This window comes from Gammaproteobacteria bacterium, from assembly GCA_035501935.1.
In the GTDB taxonomy this organism is placed as follows: Bacteria; Pseudomonadota; Gammaproteobacteria; order JAJPIJ01; family JAJPIJ01; genus JAJPIJ01.
The window spans coordinates 20,823-40,071 of record DATJVC010000017.1 but is presented as its reverse complement, the minus strand read 5'-3'; the positions used below and the strand labels follow the sequence as shown (position 1 = coordinate 40,071).

The following is a 19,249-nucleotide window of genomic DNA, read 5'->3' as shown; positions in this document are numbered from 1 at the left end:
TACCATGATCATCAAGCCACGCTTCGGAAGGACGGAACCACAATCCAAAGGACGCGCAGTCCGTCCCGAAATCGCCGCGCGGGATCATGACCTGCACGCGGAAGTCGAGGCGGCCGTGCGCCGCGCGCGCTCGGCCCTGCTCGCGCAACAGCACGCCGACGGCCACTGGGTGTATGAGCTGGAGGCCGATTGCACCATTCCCGCCGAATACGTCCTCATGAACCACTTCATGAACGAAGTGGACGAGGTGCTGGAACGCAAGATCGCCCATTACCTGCGCGATCGCCAGGCCGAACACGGCGGCTGGCCGCTGTACCACGGCGGCGATTTCGATTTGAGCTGCTCGGTGAAGGCCTATTACGCACTCAAACTCGCCGGCGACGATCCCAACGACGCGCACATGATCCGCGCCCGCACCGCCATCCTGGCGCACGGCGGCGCCGAGCGCTGCAACGTCTTCACCCGCATCGCGCTGGCCCTGTTCGAACAGGTGCCTTGGCGTGCCGTCCCCTTCATTCCCGCCGAGGTGATATTGCTGCCGCGCTGGTTCCCCTTCCACATCAGCCGGGTGTCTTACTGGTCACGCACGGTGATGGTGCCCCTGTTCATCCTGTGCACGCTCAGACCCAAGGCCGCCAATCCGCGGGGCGTCGATATCCGCGAATTGTTCGTGACGCCGCCGGAGGAGATCGAGGATTACTTCCGCCCCAAGAACCGGCTGGCGAAGTTCTTCCTGGCGTTGGACAATTTCGGCCGCTGGCTGGAGCGTTTCGTGCCGCGTTTCCTGCGCCAGCGCGCCATCCGCAGGGCCGAGCACTGGTTCATCGAACGACTGAACGGCACCGATGGCCTGGGCGGCATCTTCCCGGCCATGGTGAATTCCTACGAGGCCCTGGCGATCCTGGGCTACCCCGCCGATCACCCCCACCGCGTGCAGGTGCGCACGGCGCTGCGCAAGCTGCTGGTCACCCACCAGCACGGCGTGTACTGCCAGCCGTGCATGTCGCCGGTGTGGGACACGGGTCTGGCCGCGCACGCCCTGTTCGAGGCGGCGGGCGAACAGGCCGACGAGGCCGTGCACAAGGGACTGGAGTGGTTGCGGGACAAGCAGCTGGGCGATGAACCCGGCGACTGGCGCGAGAACAAACCGGGCCTGCGCGGCGGCGGCTGGGCGTTTCAGTACAACAACTCGTATTACCCCGATCTGGACGACACCTCCATGGTGGCGTGGATCATGTACCGCGCCGATCCGCAGCATTACTGGGACGCCATCGAGCGCGCCGCCGACTGGACCTGCGGCATGCAGTCGAAGAACGGCGGATTCGCCTCCTTCGACGCCGACAATACGCACTACTATCTCAATGCCATCCCATTCGCGGATCACGGCGCCCTGCTGGATCCGCCGACGGAGGACGTCACCGCGCGCTGCATCGCGCTGCTGTCGCTGGTCAACAAATTCGAATACCGCGTTCCGGTCCGCCGCGCGATCGAGTACATGAAGCGCACGCAGGAACCCGACGGCCCCTGGTACGGCCGCTGGGGCACGAATTACATCTATGGCACATGGTCGGCGCTCTCCGCGCTGGAACTGGCGGGGGAAGACGTGAACCAGCCCTACATCCAGCGCGCCGTGAAATGGCTGGAAAGCATGCAGAATCCCGACGGCGGCTGGGGCGAGAGTAACGACAGCTACTATCCGCCCAAGCACCGCCGTCCGCACCCGAGCACGCCGTTCCAGACCGCCTGGGCCCTGCTGGGCTTGATCTCCGCCGGCTGTGCGGATACGCCGGCCGTGCGACGCGGCATCCGCTACCTCCTGGAACAGCAACTCGTGGCCGGCCTCTGGGATGATCCGTACTACACCGCGCCGGGCTTCCCGCGCGTCTTCTATCTGAAGTACCACGGCTACGCCAAGTATTTCCCGCTCTGGGCCTTGGCGCGCTATCGCAACATCAATCAGGGTTGAGTCGCCGCTTCGGCATCATCAGCGCCCTGCCCGCGGAGGCGGGCAGTTACGCGGGCGTCCCCCTGTCTCCCGGTCTGCATGCGTCAACCTCGACGATCATTCGTGTCTGCGGCATGGGCGCGGCGCGCGCGGCGCAAGCGGCCCGCGAAACACTGCAACATGGCGCACAAAGCCTCATCAGCTGGGGCGTGGCCGCCGCCCTGGACCCGCTGCTCCGCAGTGGCGACATCATCGTGCCACGCTGCATCCTGATGGACGGAAAAAACCTGCCTGTTGATGGCGCGCTGTCGGCGGGACTGCGACGTCATTGGCGGGGGGTCCCTTTGCACGATGGCGCGCTGTGGCACAGCCCGGTGGTGCTGGCCGATGCCGATAAAAAGCTTGCCGTCCACACGCGCACCGGCGCCATCGCCGCCGACATGGAGAGTGGCGCGATTGCCGCCGCGGCGGCGGAAGCGGGCGCGCCCTTTCTCGCCGTGCGCGTGATCGTGGACGCCCAGGCCATGACGCTGCCGGCGCCGGCCGTGAAAGGCGTGGATGCCTACGGCCGGGTTCGCATTTTGGATTTTTTGCGGGCCTTGTGGCGCGAACCCGGAAGCATCGGGCCGCTCATCACGCTGGGCGGTGCGTTTCACCGTGCGCGTGGCCGGCTCCGCGCCATCGCGCCCGCGCTGCAAGCGGCGTTGGCCGAAAGCCCCTGACCTTGCTTGCAGTGGTGACGGCCTTGAGCTATAAACCGCGCTCATTTTTGACGAATTGGAAGCTCTGATGAGTTCGGGTTCCCTGACCGGGGTGCAGGTCCGGACATTTCACGACGACGGTTTCCTGATTGTGCGCGGCCTGTTCGGCGCCAAGGAAACAGCGGACATTTCCCGCTGGGCGGATGAAGTCGCCGCCTACCCGCAGGTGCCCGGCAGGACCATGATGTACTTCGAGGACAGCCGGCTCAAAAAGAGCGAACGCATCCTCTCGCGCATCGAGAATTTCTATCCCTATCACGACGGCTTCCGCCGGTTGTTCGACAGTGATCTTCTGCGCGGAGCCGCCGGCCAGCTCTTCGGCGAACCGGCGGTGCTGTTCAAGGACAAGATCAATTTCAAGCTGCCGGGCGGCGACGGCTTCAAGCCGCATCAGGACGTGCAGGCCGGCTGGAACACCTACGGCACCCTGCACATCTCCGCCCTCATCGCCATCGATGAGGCCACCATCGAGAATGGCTGCCTGGAGCTGGTGAGGGGCTTTCATAAGCGCGGCGTGGTCGGCGGCATGTGGACGCCGCTCACCGATGCCGACATGGCCGGCATGAAATTCGAGCCGCATCCGACCAAGCCGGGCGACGTGGTGTTCTTCGATTCCTACGCCCCGCATGCCTCCGGCCCCAACCTGACCATGCAGCGCCGCCGGCTGCTTTACGTGACCTACGGCAAACAGTCCGAGGGCGATCAGCGCGAGCGGTACTACAGCGACAAGCGCAAGAGTTATCCGCCCGATTGCGAGCGGGAGGCAGGCAGGCAGTACGTCTTCCGCGTTTAACCAGCCATCCCGAACATGACCACACTCGTCACCGGCGCCAGTGGTTTTGTCGGCTCCGCCGTCGTCCGCCATCTGCTGGATGAGGGCATGCGGGTGCGCATACTCGTTCGTCCCACCAGTGATCGCAAGAATGTGGAGGGCTTGAATGTTGAAATCTGCGAGGGCGATCTGCGCGATTCCGCGTCGCTGGAAGCTGCGCTCAAAGGCTGCCATGCCCTCTTTCACGTCGCCGCCGATTACCGGCTGTGGACACCCCGCCCGCGCGATTTGTACCTGAGCAACGTCGAGGGGACGCGCAACATCCTGCGCGCGGCCGGCGAGGCGGGTGTCGAGCGCATCGTCTACACCAGCAGCGTCGCCACGCTGGGCCTGAACAAGGACGGCACGCCGGCCGATGAGAACACCCGCGTGCACCTGCGCGACATGATCGGCCACTACAAGCGATCCAAGTTTCTGGCCGAGGAAGTCGTGCGCGAAATGGTCAACACCGACCGCCTGCCCGTGGTCATCGTCAACCCCTCGACGCCCATCGGCCCGCGCGACATCAAGCCCACGCCCACCGGGCGCGTGATCCGCGACGCAGCGCGCGGCCGCATCCCGGCGTACGTGGATACCGGCCTCAACATCGTGCACGTCGATGACGTGGCCGCCGGCCACCTGCTGGCCTTCCGCCGCGGGCGCATTGGCGAACGCTACATCCTCGGCGGCGAAAATCTGCGCCTGAAGGAAATCCTGACGCGCATCGCGGCGCTCACCGGCCGCAAACCGCCGCGCATACAGCTGAATCAGGACTTGCTCATGCCGTTCGCGTATCTGGCGCAGGGGATCGCGCGGCTGACCGGCGGTTGGGAACCGCAACTGACCGTGGATGGCCTCAAGATGTCGCGCAAACTCATGTTCTTTTCCAGCCGCAAGGCCGAGACCGAACTCGGCTATCACGCCCGGCCGGCGCAGGAGGCGCTGCGCGATGCGGTACAATGGTTCCTCGAAAAGCGACGCTGAATACCATTCCAATGCTCTATTACGTCGTAAAGGTATTGCTTTCGGCGGTGGTTATCGTGCTGATCTCGGAGATCGCGAAACGCAGCACGTTTGCCGGCGCGATTGTGGCCTCGCTTCCACTCACTTCGTTGCTGGCCTTCGTGTGGATCTACGTGGAATCCGGCGACATTGTCAGGATATCCGCGCTCTCCACCAGCACCTTCTGGCTGGTCATTCCCTCGCTCACGCTCGTCCTGCTGGTGCCGATCCTGCTGAAGACGGGCACGAATTTCTGGCTCTGTCTCTTGCTGTCGATCACGGCGACCGTGCTGGCCTATCTCGCCATGCTGCGCGTGTACAAGCTGCTGGGGATTCAGATCTAGTGTTCCTCAACGACATCAAGCGCCCATCATGAAAACACCCGCGCTGATCTTCATGCTGTTGTTCTGGTCGTCGGCGGTGGCGGCGGCAGACCAGCTTCCGCCGATTGTGCCCAATCCGATCACTCTGGACCCCGAGCTCGAGGCCAATCAACCGATCGTGCGGCCCTGGCTGACCTACGGCGTTGAAACCGCCATGAATAAAAACGTCGACAAATACACGCGCGAAGTCGGCGGCAGGCAGGCAATGGCCCGGGAATGGAAATATTACAAGGCTTCACACGCCAGCGCGCACGATCCCTATCTGGACGATCTGGTCAAGATCGTCGATGCCGGTTTCATCAGGGAGTATGTGCATCTGTTCATTGTGCCGGCACCCGACACGATCGTACCGTCGCTACGTTTGCAGGCCTATAACAGTTGGGCGCTGGCCAACATTCCCAATCACAAAGTGGTGATCAACGCGGGGATTCACGTCAACCCCAATCCGACACCCGTCACCGGACAGGCCGCAAAGCCAGCCTACCCCTGATCGCCAGAACCCATATCAAAAATACCGTTCGCCCTGAGGTATCGAAGGGCAAACACCATATTCCGCATAATTCAGTCGTGCTTCGATACCTCAGCACGAACGGTTTTCTTACCCCGTGGCATTTTTGAGATGGGTTCTGGCAACAACTCACCCCGCACCGTGGCGATCATCGGCGGTGGCCCCGCCGGGTTGATGGCCGCGGAGGCCGCGGTCGAACGCGGCGCGCACGTCGACCTCTACGACGCGATGGCTTCCGCGGGCCGCAAATTTCTGCTGGCGGGCAAGGGCGGCCTCAACCTCACCCACTCCGACCCGCCCGATCTTTTTCTGTCCCGCTACGGCGCGCGCCGCGCGCAGCTCGCTCCCCTGCTGAAGGACTTCGGCCCCACTGAGTTGCGCGAATGGGTGAAAAGCTTGGGCATCGGGACTTTCGTCGGCAGTTCCGGCCGCGTGTTTCCGGCGGACATGAAGGCCGCGCCGCTGTTGCGCGCGTGGCTGCGCCGCTTGCGCTCGCGTGGCGTGACGTTCCACATGCGGCATCGCTGGTGCGGCTGGAATACGGACGGCGCCCTGCGCTTTGCCACACCGGAGAACGTGCGATCGGTGCGCGCCGATACCGTCGTGCTGGCGCTGGGCGGCGGCAGTTGGCCGAAGCTCGGCTCGGATGGCGCCTGGGTGCCGTGGCTGACGGAACGCGGCGTGCGCATCGAACCCCTGCGCCCCGCGAACTGTGGTTTTGATGTCCACTGGAGCGAACATTTCCGTACGCGCTTTGCCGGACAGCCCGTGAAATCCGTGACCGTCAGCTTCACCGAATCAAACGGTACCGCTCATCGTCAGCCCGGCGAGTTTGTCGTCACCGCAAATGGAATTGAGGGCGGCGTCATCTACGCCCTGTCCGGACGGCTGCGTGATCAGATCGCGGCGACTGGTAGTGCCCGCATTGAGCTTGACCTTGCGCCCGGACGGGAACTGGAACGGCTCGTCAGCGAACTGTCGCAGCCCCGCGGCTCGCGTTCCATGGCCAGCCACCTCAAGCGCCGCGCCGGCATCGACGGCGTGAAAGCCGGATTGCTCCGCGTAGTCGTGCCCAAGGACAGCTTCAACTATCCGGCGCATTTGGCGAAGGCCATCAAGGCATTACCGCTGCAACTGATCGCGCCGCGCCCGCTGAGCGAGGCGATCAGCACGGCGGGCGGCGTGGCTTTTGATGAACTCGATGAAAACCTGATGCTGCGCAGACTGCCGGGCGTGTTCTGTGCGGGCGAAATGCTGGACTGGGAGGCGCCGACCGGCGGCTATCTGCTCACCGCCTGCTTCGCCAGCGGTCGCATCGCCGGCCACGCCGCCGTTGCTTGCGTTGCTGCGAAGCTTCGCTAGCAATCATTCGTCGATCCTTTAGTCCGCTATTACTGATACCACCATGACATGAGTTTTTGGAGTAACCCAAAACACACTGTCTGAACTTCGTAGGCAAGTACGAAGCCCCCGACAATAACCCCGGAATTTATCAGAGCTTTTACACCAGCAGATCTGTTACTTAATACATCACCAGACAGAACGCTGTATACGAAGCCCAAAGGAGCGAACCAGACAATTACAGGGATGAGAGCAAGCCAAGAAATAATAATTTGTACTATGCTTACAGCGATACCATTAAAAAGTAGAAGTGCTAGAAACTTTACTAGAACAAACACAATACCGAGAGCATAGAGATAAAGAGGAAACACAATCCATACCCAATGATATGGCCTAACTCCTAGAACGGTACTTTGGGGATAATTAGAGGCTTGTATCTCTGCCCCCATTTCTCCGAAATAGTGCGCTACCCACGTAGTTAGTGGAATCGCTACGATAGATACCGCTGCAAATCCTGTCTGTTGCTCAATTTCTGTCTCGCCGAAAACCATAAGATAGAAAGTTGCCCCCCATATGAGGACGCTTGGAATATTTGCCGTAGCGGCAACAATCCCACCTTTAGTCTTCGCGATAGCACCTGCGAGAACCGCCGCCAGCGCTGTAACCAGAACATTAGAAAAGAGACACCAAATGTAATGATCTTTCCACCCCCATTCCGTAATGTCTAAGCTACGGTTATTGGCCAGCGCCTCTTGCACTATTTTTACATCGAACAGATATAAGGTGTTCTTCTGGAACGCTGCAAGAAGGAATATGGAATAGATATTGAAAGCCAAAAATGCCCAAAACCACCGTGCCATGCGTTCTTCCTTAGCGCCTTTGGGGAAAACGGCAAAAGGCATTATAAACCGCAATGAGAGAGGGCAGCATCGAGATATTTAGAATCTAGGCCCCGGCTTTTCTGGCGCGCACCACTTTAGCAGGCTTGGGCTGCGGCTGAAATTCTAATGGAATAGTGGTTAACGTGTTCGTTAGCCGGGCCCGCTTGCGGGCGTCGGCTGCACGCAACGGTTAGGCGGCAGTACCAAATTCGGCAGTATTCTCCGGCGCTTCACGAACAGCCTTTAGTAAATTGATCACCCAGATATCCGGTATTACGTTCGGAGATCCAACGGCAAGCATTGCTTGGAGTTTCCCATCGACGATTATAGATTCCGAGAAAGCTATCTGAGGAGCAGGATCTCCTTCATGAATTAGATTGCACCGTAGGTGCTCATAGATGATTTCCTCAATTGGCGTCTGATCAAAAATGATACTTGGGTTCGGGGTAGTACTTTGAAGAGATTTTCCGAACATCAATGTGGGAAGTACGTCTCGGATGAATGACTTAAATGCCTCACTATCACGAATCGGTCTGGGGTATCTCTTTCGGGATGTGGCTGCAGCGGCGATCAGTGCTAAAGCCCAAGTTCCCTCTTTGCGACCGTGTTGCCAGAGCAGTTCTGCATCTTCGATGCGTGCCTTTATGCTCATTTGGTCTTCATTCCACCTAATATGACATAAACAACGATAGAGGACGGTAGCAAAATAAAAGCTAAGTTCCGGCTTTGCGGGCGCGTACCGTTTTGGCAGGCTTAGGCAGTGTCTGAAGTTCTGACCGTGATTGCGCGAGGGTTTTGGTGAGGTAGCGGCCGGTATATGAAGTGGGATGCGCGGCGATCTGCTCCGGCGTGCCGGTGGCGACAACCTCGCCGCCGCCGTCGCCGCCTTCCGGCCCCAGATCGATGATCCAATCCGCGGTCTTGATTACGTCGAGATTGTGCTCGATGACGATGATGGTATTGCCGTGGTCGCGCAGCCGGTGCAACACGCCAAGTAATTGCTCGATGTCGTAGAAATGCAGGCCGGTGGTCGGCTCATCGAGGATGTAGAGCGTGTTGCCGGTGTCTCGCTTGGAGAGTTCGCGCGCCAGCTTGACGCGCTGCGCCTCGCCGCCGGACAGCGTGGTGGCGTTCTGGCCGAGGCGGATGTAGGACAGGCCCACGTCCAGCAACGTCTGTAATTTCCCGGCCACCATGGGCACGGCGTTGAAGAACGCGTGCGCGTCCTCCACCGTCATCTCCAGTACCTCGCTTATATTCTTGCCCTTCCAGGTGATGTCCAGCGTCTCGCGGTTGTAGCGCTTGCCCTTGCACACGTCGCAGCGCACGTAGACGTCCGGCAGGAAGTGCATCTCGACCTTGATCACGCCGTCGCCCTGACAGGCCTCGCAGCGGCCGCCCTTGACGTTGAAGCTGAAGCGCCCGACCTGATAACCGCGCGAGCGCGCTTCCGGCACGGCGGCGTAGAGGTCGCGGATGGGCGTGAACAGGCCGGTGTAGGTCGCCGGATTGGAACGCGGCGTGCGGCCGATGGGACTCTGATCGATGTCCACCACCTTGTCGAATTGCTCCAGCCCTTCAATCGCCGCGCAGGGCGCCGCCTCCAGCGTGCTTTCGTTCAACCTCCGCGCGGCATGGCGGTAGAGCGTGTCGTTGACCAGTGTCGATTTGCCGGAGCCGGACACGCCCGTCACGCAGGTCATGAGGCCGATGGGGAATTCGACGTTGATGTTTTTGAGGTTGTTGCCGCTCGCACCTTTGACCGTCAGCAGGCGCAGGGCATCGACGGCCTGCCGCTTTGCAGGCACGGCGATGCGACGGCGACCGGAGAGATACTGGCCCGTCACGGAATCGGGATGCCGTTCGATATCGGCCGGCGTGCCCTGCGCCACGATGGCGCCGCCGTGCACGCCCGCGCCCGGCCCGATGTCGACGACGTGATCAGCGGCCATAATCGCCTCTTCATCATGCTCGACGACGATGACGGTGTTGCCGAGATCGCGCAGCCGGGTGAGCGTGCCCAGCAGCCGCTTGTTGTCGCGCTGGTGCAGGCCGATGGACGGCTCATCGAGCACGTACATGACGCCGACCAGTCCGGCGCCGATCTGACTGGCCAGCCGGATGCGCTGCGCCTCGCCGCCGGACAGCGTTTCCGCGCTGCGCTCCAGCGTCAGGTATTCCAGCCCCACGTTGACGAGAAACTGCAGGCGTTCACTCACCTCCTTGAGGATCTTGCCGGCGATCTCGCCGCGCTGGCCCGATAATTTCAGCGATGAGAAAAATCCGTGCGCCTTGCCCACCGGCAGGCGCGTGACCTGCGGCAACGAAACATCGCCGACAAAGACATTGCGCGCGGATGGATTCAAGCGCGTGCCGGCACAGCTTGGACAGGGTTTGTTGGACAGGAACCGCGCCAGATCCTCGCGCACCATGTTGGAATCCGTTTCCTTGTAGCGGCGCTCCATGTTGCTGAGCACGCCCTCGAAGGCGTGCTTCTTCCGGCGCGTGCCGCCGGGGTGCAGGTAGGTGAAGTCGATGATCTCCTTGCCGCTGCCGTGCAGGATGATTTGCTGGACGCGCTCGGGCAAATCGCGGAACGGCGTGTCGATATCGAAATCGTAATGCGCGGCCAGCGCATGGATGAGCTGGAAGTAGTAGGCGTTGCGGCGATCCCAGCCGCGGATGGCGCCGCCGGGCAAGCTCAGTTCCGGGTGCTGCACGACGCGCTGCGGATCGAAGAACTGGATGACGCCGAGGCCGTCGCATTCCGAGCAGGCGCCGTGCGGATTGTTGAACGAGAACAGCCGCGGCTCCAGCTCGCTCAGGGAGTAGCCGCAATGCGGGCAGGCGAAACGCGCGGAGAACACCAGCGACGCACGTTTCTCGTCATCCATCCAGGCAATCTTGGCGATGCCGTCCGACAGCGCGAGCGCAGTCTCGAACGACTCCGCCAGTCGCTGCTTCTGATCGGCCCGCACCTTGAAGCGATCCACGACCACTTCGATGTCGTGCTTGCGGCGCAGGTCCAGCGCAGGCGGGTCGTCCAGCTCTATCATGCGGCCATCGACGCGGGCGCGCAGAAAGCCCTGCCGCTGCAGGTTGGCGAAGATCTGCTCGTGTTCGCCCTTGCGGCCCTGCACCACCGGCGCCAGCAGCATCAGCCGCGTGTCCTCCGGTTCATTCAGCACCTGGTCCACCATCTGGCTCACCGTCTGCGCCGCCAGCGTCACACCATGATCGGGGCAGCGCGGTTCTCCGACGCGGGCATACAGCAGACGCAGGTAATCGTAGATCTCGGTGATGGTGCCGACCGTCGAACGCGGATTGTGCGAGGTGGATTTCTGTTCGATGGAAATCGCCGGCGACAGCCCCTCGATGTGATCGACGTCGGGCTTTTCCATCATCGACAAAAACTGCCGCGCATAGGCCGACAGCGATTCCACATAGCGCCGCTGGCCCTCGGCGTACAGCGTGTCGAAGGCGAGCGAGGATTTGCCGGAGCCGGACAGACCCGTGAACACGATCAGCCGGTCGCGCGGCAGGTCGAGATCGATGTTCTTCAGGTTGTGCGTGCGGGCGCCGCGGATGCGGATTAAATCCATGTAACTTTCACCAAAGATCGAAGGCAAACTGGTACTATACGGTCAGTTTCACCTTCGACGCAAAGCCCCACTGCCTTGAATTCATGACCGCCGAAAAGATGACCCGCGCCGAACTGGGCGCAACCTTCAACATAGCCGGCATATTCTTCCTGCGCATGCTGGGATTGTTCATGATCACGCCGGTGCTGGCCCTGCACGCCGCCGATTACCGCGGTTCGACCGCCACGCTCATCGGCCTCGCGCTGGGAGTACACGGCCTGACGCAGGGTATTTTGCAAATCCCCTTTGGGGCGCTTTCCGACCGTTACGGCCGCAAGCCCATCATCATCGTGGGTCTTTTGCTGAGCGCAATCGGCACCGGCATCGCCGCCCTGGCCACGAGCATCTACACGGTAATCGCGGGGCGCGCCCTGCAGGGAGCGGGTGCGGTCGCCGGGGCGCTCATGGCACTGGCCGCCGATGCCACCCGCGACAGCCAGCGAACCAAGGCGCTGGCCATCATCGGCATCAGCATCGGCACCTCGTTTTCGCTGGCCTTCGTACTGGGGCCTGTGCTCGACCCGCATCTGGGCATGAGCGGCCTGTTCTGGCTGGCGAGCGTACTCGGTCTGGGGTCCATCTTCGTTCTGTTCGGCATCCCGGCGATGCCCGAGGCGGCGCCTGCCGAGGGTGTGGGTTCATTCTCGGGGGTGTTGCTGGACCCGGATTTGACCTTTCTTAACGGCAGCGTCCTGCTGCTGCATCTGTTGCAGATGGCCATGTTCGTGTCCGTGCCGGTGTTATTGCGGGATGCGGCGGGGCTGCCGCGCGCGCAGCACTGGCATGTCTATCTGCCGGCCCTTGTGGGGGCGACGATCCTTGTGCTGCCGCTCCTGCGTCGCGTGGATCGCAGCCCGCGGGCGGACGCGATATTTGCAGGCGCGGTCACCGTACTGCCGCTGGCATTCACCGGCATGGCCTTGTGGCACGGCAGCGCCATCGAACTGACGCTGGGTCTGCTCGCCTTCTTCAGTGCCTTCACCTTTCTGGAAGGCAACCTTCCGAGCCGGGTGTCGCGGGCGGCGCCGGCGGCGCGCAAGGGCGCGGCGCTGGGCGTGTTCTCCACCAGTCAGTACCTCGGCATCTTTTTAGGCGGCGCCAGCGGCGGCCTGATCAGCGAGCATTATGGCAATCCGGCGGTGCTGTGGTTCTGCGCCGCGGTGTCGTTGTTCTTAACAGTACTGGCTATCCGCAAATGCCGTAAATGATGATAACCTGTGTCGAAACTCGGCAAGGGGGAATACGCATGGCGCGCGGCATCAACAAAGTGATTCTGATCGGCAACCTGGGCAATGATCCGGAGGTGAAATACACCGCCAGCGGCAGCGCGGTGGCCAATGTCAGCATCGCCACCTCGGAAAACTGGAAGGACAAGGCCACGGGCGAGAATCAGGAGCGCACCGAGTGGCACCGCGTCGTGTTCTTCGGCAAGCTCGCCGAGATCGTCGGCGAATATCTCAAGAAAGGCTCGCAGGTTTTCGTCGAGGGCCGCCTGCAGACCCGCAAGTGGCAGGACAAGGAAGGGCAGGATCGTTATACCACCGAGATTGTCGCCAACGAAATGCAGATGCTCGGCGGCCGCGGCGGCGGCGGTTCTCCGGACAGCCGCGCCGGCGGCGAAACGTCGCGCGCAAGCTCCGCCCCCAAATCCGCCCCGGCACCGGCGGCATCCGCCCCCAAGGATGATTTCGACGACGACATCCCGTTCTAAGCCAAAAATTATCGTTTCGAACCCTTTACATCCCTGGCATATGAAAACCGTTCGTGCCGAGCCTTCGACAAGCTCAGGCCAAGGTACGCTGCGCGTATCGAAGCATGAACGGTTTGTGTTGCGATATGTTGTATTCGCCCTTCGATACCTCAGGGCGAGCGGTGCCTTAGGGGACGAAGGGGGATTTCCACTGGTGGCAGCAACTGAGTGGAAAATATGACTGTCATTACCGACGTCCAACTACTCAAATACCGGCGCACCAAGATCATCGCCACCCTGGGGCCGGCCTCTTCTGAATCTAAAGTGATCCGCAAACTGATCGAGGCGGGCGTCAATGTCATCCGTCTCAACATGTCGCACGGCGATCACGATGGTCACGCGCGTATTTACGAGCGCGTGCGCGCGATCGCCGATGAACTGAAGCAACCCGTTGCCGTGTTTGCCGATCTGTGCGGCCCCAAGATCCGCACCGGCAAATTTCGCGACGGGCAGATTACCCTGACGCCCGGCGAAACCGTCACCGTCACCACCCGCGACGTGCCGGGTGAGCCCGGTTTAATCCCCTCGCAGTACGAAGCCCTGGCCCGCGACGTCAAGCCCGGTGATCGCATCCTCATCAATGACGGCGTGCTGGAGCTGCAGGTCGGGCGCATCGACGGCACCGAAATCACGTGCTCGGTGATCCATGGCGGACTGCTCAAGAATCACAAGGGCATCAATCTGCCGCACGTACAGGTTTCCGCGCCGTCGCTCACGGACAAGGATCGCCTCGACGCCGAGTTCGCACTCAAGCTGGGCGTGGATTTTCTGGCATTGTCCTTCGTGCGCCGCGCCTCCGATCTCGATGAATTGCGCGCGCTTATCCGCGCCAGAAAAGCGCACGTCGGCATCATCGCCAAAATTGAAAAACCGGAGGCCCTTAACAACGCCTCGGCCATATTGGAGGCCGCCGACGCCATCATGGTGGCGCGCGGCGATCTGGGCGTGGAACTCAACGCCGAGCAGGTGCCCACCGCCCAGAATCAGCTCATCAACATGGCCCGCGCGAAAAACAAGCCGGTGATCGTCGCGACCCAAATGCTGGAGTCGATGATCGAGAACGTCCGCCCCACCCGCGCCGAAGTGACCGACGTCTCACATGCCGTCGCCGCCGGTACCGACGCAGTCATGCTCTCCGCCGAGACCGCCGCCGGCAAACACCCCATCGCCGCCGTGGAAATGATGACGCGCATCGCCAAACAGGCCGAGGCCTTTCAGTTCTGGCAGCGCAAGCGCACCAAGGTCAGCACCATCAAGCAGAAAGGCCCCATCCCCTTCGGCGACGCGGTGGCGGACGCGGCGGCGCGGCTTTCTTACGACCTCGACGCGCGGGCGGTGCTGGTCTTGTCCAGCAGCGGCATGTCGGCAGTCACGGTGAGCGCCTCGCGGCCCTGGGCGCCGATCGTGGGCATCAGCGCCAATGCCGCAACCTGCCGGCGCATGAACTTGATGTGGGGCATCGTTCCCATCCTGATACCAGAAGTCAGCGATGACAATGCAATTCAGATCGGCCGGCGCGTGGTGCAGGAATTGGGACTGGCCAAGCCGGGTGAGTACATTCTGCTCATCCGCGGCTTCCACGGCGATCCGCAGTTGAACACGCCCTCCATCACCCTCCTCGCCGTCTAAACCACACCAGTAGAGCGCAACCCATGTTGCTTGCGATGTCACTTTCGCCCCTACTAATGGCTATCGTGGCTATACTGGTTGTGGCTATAGCCAAAGCCCGCTCGATGTCAAAGCCGAAACTGAGTGTGCTCATTTTGATGAGTATTGTTTTTGCTATCGCGGGTGCCATCGCTTCTCTGATCTACACCATGACATGGATGGTTTGGTACGAAAAAGCCACTGGATATAGTGCCGGTAATGCACCCGTTGGATGGATATTATTTTCCGGCCCGCTTAGTGCGGCGTTAAGCCAACTATTAGCACTTCTAATTTGGTGGTTCAAAAAACCAAGTAATCGTAATGTACAACCCAAGCATTAACGATAGCGGTAAATCGGCTGGGCGTCGTCCGCAGCCGGCTGATAACGGACGGTGAATTCCTTGAAGGCGTTGAGGGCGTCTTCGATGTCCTTGTCGGCGCGCACGGCAAAGGAGTCGATGCCGCAGCGGCGCATGAAGTAAAGCTGGTCGCGCTGCACGTCGCCCACCGCGCGCAATTCGCCCTTGTAGTTATACCGCTCACGCAGCAGACGGGCATGCGAGAAGCAGCGGCCGTCGCCGAACTTGGGAAATTCCAGCGCGATCAGCGCAAAATGTTCAAGGTCATCGGCGATGGTGGTGACTGGTGTGTCGCCACCTACCTTCAAGCCCAGCCTGCCGCCACGTGCCAGCAATGCGTCGCGTTCCTTCTGCCAGCGCGCGACGCTGACGATGACGTCGCCCGCGGGCAATTCTGCCTCGTCGATGACCAGTTGCCAGCCATCGTCAACGATATGCAGATCCTTGTCGATGACGCGCATCAGGCGGCTTCCTTTTCTTCCTCGGCGTCGCCGTATACGCGCGCCTTGAAGGGCGCCATGCCGATGCGGCGATAGCAATCAACGAAACGTTCCTCGCCCTCGCGGTTTTCCACGAACACGTCGATGAGCTTGCCGATGACATCCGCGACCTCGGCCTTGGCCACCGACGGTCCCAGCCGATCCCCCAGCGCGGCGTCGTTACTGGCCGAACCGCCCAACGTGAGCTGATAAAACTCCACGCCGTGCTTGTCCACGCCGAGGATGCCGATGTGGCCGGCGTGATGATGGCCGCAGGCGTTCATGCAGCCGGACATCTTCAACTGAATCTCACCCAGATCGTAGAGATAATCGAGATCGGTGAATTTTTCGTTGATCTGTCTGGCTATCGCGATCGAACTGGCGTTGGCCAAAGAGCAGAACTCCAGACCGGGGCAGCAGATCATGTCGGTCAGCGTGCCGATGTTGGGCGTGGCCAGATTGAGTTTTTGCAATTCCTTCCACAGGCCGTACAGATCGCCCTGGCGCACGTCGGAGAACAGCAGGTTCTGATCGTGCGTGGCGCGGATCTCGCCGAAGTTATAGCGATCGGCCAGATCCGCCACGGCGTCCATCTGCTCCGCAGTGACGTCGCCGGGCGCCACGGCCGGCGGTTTCAGTGACAGGAACACCACGCGGTAACCGGCCACCTTGTGGCTGCGCGTGTTGCGCTTGACCCATGTGTTGAACATCGGATTGCTATGCAGATGCTGATCGAAACTCTGGTCCTGCGCCGCTTTCGGATCGTAGGCGGGTGGCGTGAAGAAGGTCTTCACGCGGTCGATCTCCTTTTGATCCAGCACTACATTGTCCTTGATGCGGGCAAATTCCTCCTCGACCCTGGCGCGGAACTTCTCCGGCCCCAGTGCCTTCACCAGGATCTTGATACGTGCCTTGTGGATGTTGTCGCGGCGGCCCTCGAGGTTGTAGATGCGCAAAATGGCTTCGAGATAGGACAGCAGGTATTTCTTTTCCAGGAACTCGCGGATCACGACGCCGATAATCGGCGTACGTCCCATGCCGCCGCCGACCAGCACCTTGAAACCGATTTCGCCGGCAGTGTTCTTGACCAGATACAGGCCGATGTCATGCCACTGCACGGCGGCGCGATCCTCCGTTGCGCCGCTGAAGGCGATCTTGAACTTGCGCGGCAGCCAGGAGAATTCCGGGTGGAACGTGGACCACTGGCGCGCGATCTCGGCGTACGGACGGGGATCTTCCAACTCGTCCCCGGCGACACCGGCCAGATGGTCGGCGGTGATGTTGCGCACGCAATTGCCGGAGGTCTGGATGGCGTGCATCTCGACGCTGGCCAGATGCGCCAGGATGTCCGGCACGGTCTCCAGCTTCGGCCAGTTGTACTGGATGTTCTGGCGGGTGGTGAAGTGGCCGTAGTTCTTGTCGTAATGGCGCGCGATGTGGGCCAGCATGCGCAGTTGCTTTGAATTCAGCAGACCATAGGGAATGGCCACGCGCAGCATCGGGGCGAAGCGCTGGATGTACAGGCCGTTGCGCAGCCGCAGCGGGCGGAATTCATCCTCGGTCAGCTCCTGGGCGAGAAAACGCCGCGTCTGGTCGCGGAATTGCGCGACACGCTCGTTGACGATGATCTGATCGTAATGGTCGTAGCGATACATGACCTACCATCCGCCCATCTTGGGAGGCAGTTAAGGTAGCAAGCCGGCATTATAGTTAAAAGGACTTAATGGCTCTATCGATATGCCATGAAGTTATTTCAAGTGCCGGAATCCACACAAAAAGAAGGGGCTGCAAGTTGCAGCCCCAACTCCTGGTGACAGGCTACGAGGAGGTCCTGTCATTAGGTGCCCACGGAGAACCGGTTAAGTCATCCATTTCGTGGCCAACAGGGGCGCCGAATTGGAACCATTGAGAACCGCGTTGGGCAAGGTGCAGTTCTCGCTGGAAATACCTGCAAACTTATAAAGTAGCTTAGTATATCTAAATATTTTGTCAAGTTATACTAATAACTTATTGTTTTATAATGTTATGATATGTGTTCTCGTGCAAGATATTCCTTGGATTGCATCTCCACCAAGCGGCTCTGGGTACGCTCAAAAAGCTTCGCCAGCCGCTCGCCTTGGTATAGCGCCTGGGGTTGGGCGGCGGCCGAGACAATCAACTTGACCCCATGGTCGTAGAACTCATCCACCAGATGGATAAAACGTCGCGCGGCATCGTTATTCCGGTCGTCCATCCGCGGAACGTTGGCCAGCAGCACGGTCTGATAGCAACGGGCGATCTCCATGTAATCCGCGGCTGAACGCGGCCCACCGCACAGCGCCTCGAATTCAAACCAGGCCACGCCGTCGGCCTGACGTACCGTCGGGATCATGCGACCCTCGATTTCCAGGGCGCCGTCGGCCTTGCCCGGCTCCGGGGCAACGCTGTCAAAACCACGCCTCAAACTCTGTTCGGCCGCCGCATCGAGAGGCGCGTGGTAAATCTCCGCCTTCTCCAGCGCCCGCAGGCGGTAGTCCGTGTCGTTGTCCATGTACATCACGCGGGTGTGCGCCTTGATGAGACGGATGGCGGGCAGAAAACGCTCCCGTTGCAAGCCGCCCCAGTACAGCTTGTCTGGCGGCTCGTTCGAGGTCGCCACCAGCGTGACGCCGTGTTCAAACAACGCCCGCAGCAGGTGCCCCAACAGCATCGCATCGGTGATATCGGCGACATGAAATTCGTCCAGACACAAGACACGGGCCTCCTGCGCCAGCCCCTGCGCAACGTGTCGCAGCGGGTGATGAATTTTTTTCAGTGATTTCAGTTCACGGTGGATGCGCTGCATGAAGCTGTGGAAATGAACGCGGGCCTTCTCCTCGAAAGGCAGGCATTCATGGAAGATATCGACAAGGTGTGTCTTGCCCCGGCCCACGCCGCCCCATAAATAAAGCCCCGGGATGTATGCTGGCGTGGCTTCCTTGCCCAGCAATTCCTGCCACCAGCTACGGCGCGGCGCGGCCGGCGGATGACACAAGACCTGATATAACTGCTGCAGATGATCGACGACCCGCCGCTGCATCGGGTCGGCGGTGAATCCATCACGAAGCAAATCCTGTTGATAGCGTTCCAGGGGATTCATGCGTTCAAGGGGCGCCCGCACTCATGTTCAAGTGCTAAAATGGCAGCCAACGGACATTAGTTATTTCTTCATACGATACGCGAGATGGCCCAACTCAACCAGATTCAATGCCGTTATATCCCGATGGAGGATCGCGTGTTGCTGCGCATCAATAGCAGCGATCACAGCGAATTTCGCTTCTGGCTGACGCGCCGGTATATCCGCCTGCTCTGGCCGGTGTTGTCGCAATTGTTGCAGGGAGACCCGCAAATCAGCCAGACCTCGGACCCACGGGCGCGTCAGGCCATACTGGCATTCCAGCACGAGAGTGCGCTCAGTCAATCCTCATTTTCGCAGACCTTCAGGGAAGATCAGGCGAAATTCCCGCTGGGCGAGGCGCCGGTGCTGCTCGCGCGCATTCAGACCAAGACCACGACGCAGGGACAGTCCATCCTGTGCCTGCATCCGGAACAGGGTCAGGGCATAGAACTCAACATGAACCGGACGCTGCTGCATGCGCTGACGCGCCTGCTGACAGACGCCGTACAAAAGGCGGGCTGGGAATTGGAACTCAGCGTACCGCCTCCCGCCACATCCGCACCCGAGCAGATCACCATCAACTGACCATCAGCCGGGAACCCGCC

18 protein-coding genes are annotated in these 19,249 nt (G+C 60.9%); 12 read left to right on the top strand and 6 right to left on the bottom strand.

Annotated features, from left to right (window positions below):
* Positions 1–4 precede the first annotated feature (4 nt).
* The 7 genes from shc (at position 5) to VMH34_04270 (ending at position 6,772) form a co-directional block, all read left to right on the top strand.
* Positions 5–1,966 (top strand): squalene--hopene cyclase, encoded by a 1,962-nt coding sequence (gene shc, locus VMH34_04300; GenBank protein HTT07992.1) that lies wholly within the window; start codon positions 5–7, stop codon positions 1,964–1,966.
* Positions 1,963–2,667, top strand: coding sequence for a 5'-methylthioadenosine nucleosidase (locus VMH34_04295; protein HTT07991.1), 705 nt, complete (start codon positions 1,963–1,965; stop codon positions 2,665–2,667). The genes shc and VMH34_04295 overlap by 4 nt, the downstream gene beginning before the upstream one ends.
* 67 nt (positions 2,668–2,734) lie before the next feature.
* Positions 2,735–3,499 carry a phytanoyl-CoA dioxygenase family protein gene (locus VMH34_04290; protein HTT07990.1) on the top strand — a complete coding sequence of 255 codons (765 nt, stop codon included), beginning with the start codon at positions 2,735–2,737 and terminating at the stop codon, positions 3,497–3,499.
* Between the two features lie 15 nt (positions 3,500–3,514).
* Positions 3,515–4,501, top strand: a complete 987-nt coding sequence (gene hpnA, locus VMH34_04285; GenBank protein ID HTT07989.1) for a hopanoid-associated sugar epimerase — start codon at positions 3,515–3,517, stop codon at positions 4,499–4,501.
* Positions 4,502–4,512: 11 nt separating this feature from the next.
* On the top strand, positions 4,513–4,863 hold the full coding sequence (locus VMH34_04280) for a DUF3147 family protein (GenBank protein ID HTT07988.1): 351 nt from the start codon (positions 4,513–4,515) through the stop codon (positions 4,861–4,863).
* A gap of 28 nt (positions 4,864–4,891) precedes the next feature.
* Entirely contained in the window at positions 4,892–5,392 is a 501-nt protein-coding gene (locus VMH34_04275; GenBank protein HTT07987.1) for a hypothetical protein, read from the top strand.
* A 129-nt stretch (positions 5,393–5,521) separates the two neighbouring features.
* Complete coding sequence (locus VMH34_04270) at positions 5,522–6,772, top strand: TIGR03862 family flavoprotein (GenBank protein HTT07986.1); 1,251 nt, start codon at positions 5,522–5,524, stop codon at positions 6,770–6,772.
* Between the two features lie 29 nt (positions 6,773–6,801).
* Here VMH34_04270 and VMH34_04265 read toward each other — a convergent pair whose 3' ends face one another.
* The 3 genes from VMH34_04265 to uvrA form a co-directional block, all read right to left on the bottom strand.
* On the bottom strand, positions 6,802–7,653 hold the full coding sequence (locus VMH34_04265; GenBank protein HTT07985.1) for a hypothetical protein: 852 nt from the start codon (positions 7,651–7,653) through the stop codon (positions 6,802–6,804).
* 169 nt (positions 7,654–7,822) lie between these two features.
* Positions 7,823–8,284: a hypothetical protein gene (locus VMH34_04260; protein HTT07984.1), complete on the bottom strand. Its 462-nt coding sequence runs from the start codon at positions 8,282–8,284 to the stop codon at positions 7,823–7,825.
* Between the two features lie 61 nt (positions 8,285–8,345).
* Entirely contained in the window at positions 8,346–11,234 is a 2,889-nt protein-coding gene (gene uvrA / locus VMH34_04255) for an excinuclease ABC subunit UvrA (GenBank protein HTT07983.1), read from the bottom strand.
* 83 nt (positions 11,235–11,317) lie between these two features.
* Here uvrA and VMH34_04250 point away from each other — a divergent pair, with 83 nt between their 5' ends.
* The 4 genes from VMH34_04250 to VMH34_04235 all read left to right on the top strand — a co-directional run bounded on the left by VMH34_04250 (position 11,318) and on the right by VMH34_04235 (position 15,011).
* Positions 11,318–12,481 carry an MFS transporter gene (locus tag VMH34_04250; protein HTT07982.1) on the top strand — a complete coding sequence of 388 codons (1,164 nt, stop codon included), beginning with the start codon at positions 11,318–11,320 and terminating at the stop codon, positions 12,479–12,481.
* Positions 12,482–12,519: 38 nt separating this feature from the next.
* Positions 12,520–12,984 (top strand): single-stranded DNA-binding protein, encoded by a 465-nt coding sequence (gene ssb, locus VMH34_04245; GenBank protein ID HTT07981.1) that lies wholly within the window; start codon positions 12,520–12,522, stop codon positions 12,982–12,984.
* Between the two features lie 216 nt (positions 12,985–13,200).
* Positions 13,201–14,652 (top strand): pyruvate kinase, encoded by a 1,452-nt coding sequence (gene pyk, locus VMH34_04240; protein HTT07980.1) that lies wholly within the window; start codon positions 13,201–13,203, stop codon positions 14,650–14,652.
* 23 nt (positions 14,653–14,675) lie between these two features.
* Complete coding sequence (locus VMH34_04235) at positions 14,676–15,011, top strand: hypothetical protein (GenBank protein HTT07979.1); 336 nt, start codon at positions 14,676–14,678, stop codon at positions 15,009–15,011.
* Here the strand turns inward: VMH34_04235 and VMH34_04230 are convergent.
* The 3 genes from VMH34_04230 to zapE form a co-directional block, all read right to left on the bottom strand.
* The gene (locus tag VMH34_04230) at positions 15,008–15,490 is read right to left on the bottom strand and encodes a DUF934 domain-containing protein (protein ID HTT07978.1); all 483 of its coding nucleotides are present in this window, start codon (positions 15,488–15,490) and stop codon (positions 15,008–15,010) included. The genes VMH34_04235 and VMH34_04230 overlap by 4 nt on opposite strands.
* Entirely contained in the window at positions 15,490–17,163 is a 1,674-nt protein-coding gene (locus VMH34_04225; protein ID HTT07977.1) for a nitrite/sulfite reductase, read from the bottom strand. Before VMH34_04225 ends, VMH34_04230 begins: the two co-directional genes overlap by 1 nt.
* A gap of 368 nt (positions 17,164–17,531) precedes the next feature.
* Positions 17,532–18,626, bottom strand: coding sequence for a cell division protein ZapE (gene zapE, locus VMH34_04220; GenBank protein HTT07976.1), 1,095 nt, complete (start codon positions 18,624–18,626; stop codon positions 17,532–17,534).
* A gap of 84 nt (positions 18,627–18,710) precedes the next feature.
* Here zapE and VMH34_04215 point away from each other — a divergent pair, with 84 nt between their 5' ends.
* The gene (locus tag VMH34_04215; protein ID HTT07975.1) at positions 18,711–19,229 is read left to right on the top strand and encodes a hypothetical protein; all 519 of its coding nucleotides are present in this window, start codon (positions 18,711–18,713) and stop codon (positions 19,227–19,229) included.
* Positions 19,230–19,249 lie beyond the last annotated feature (20 nt).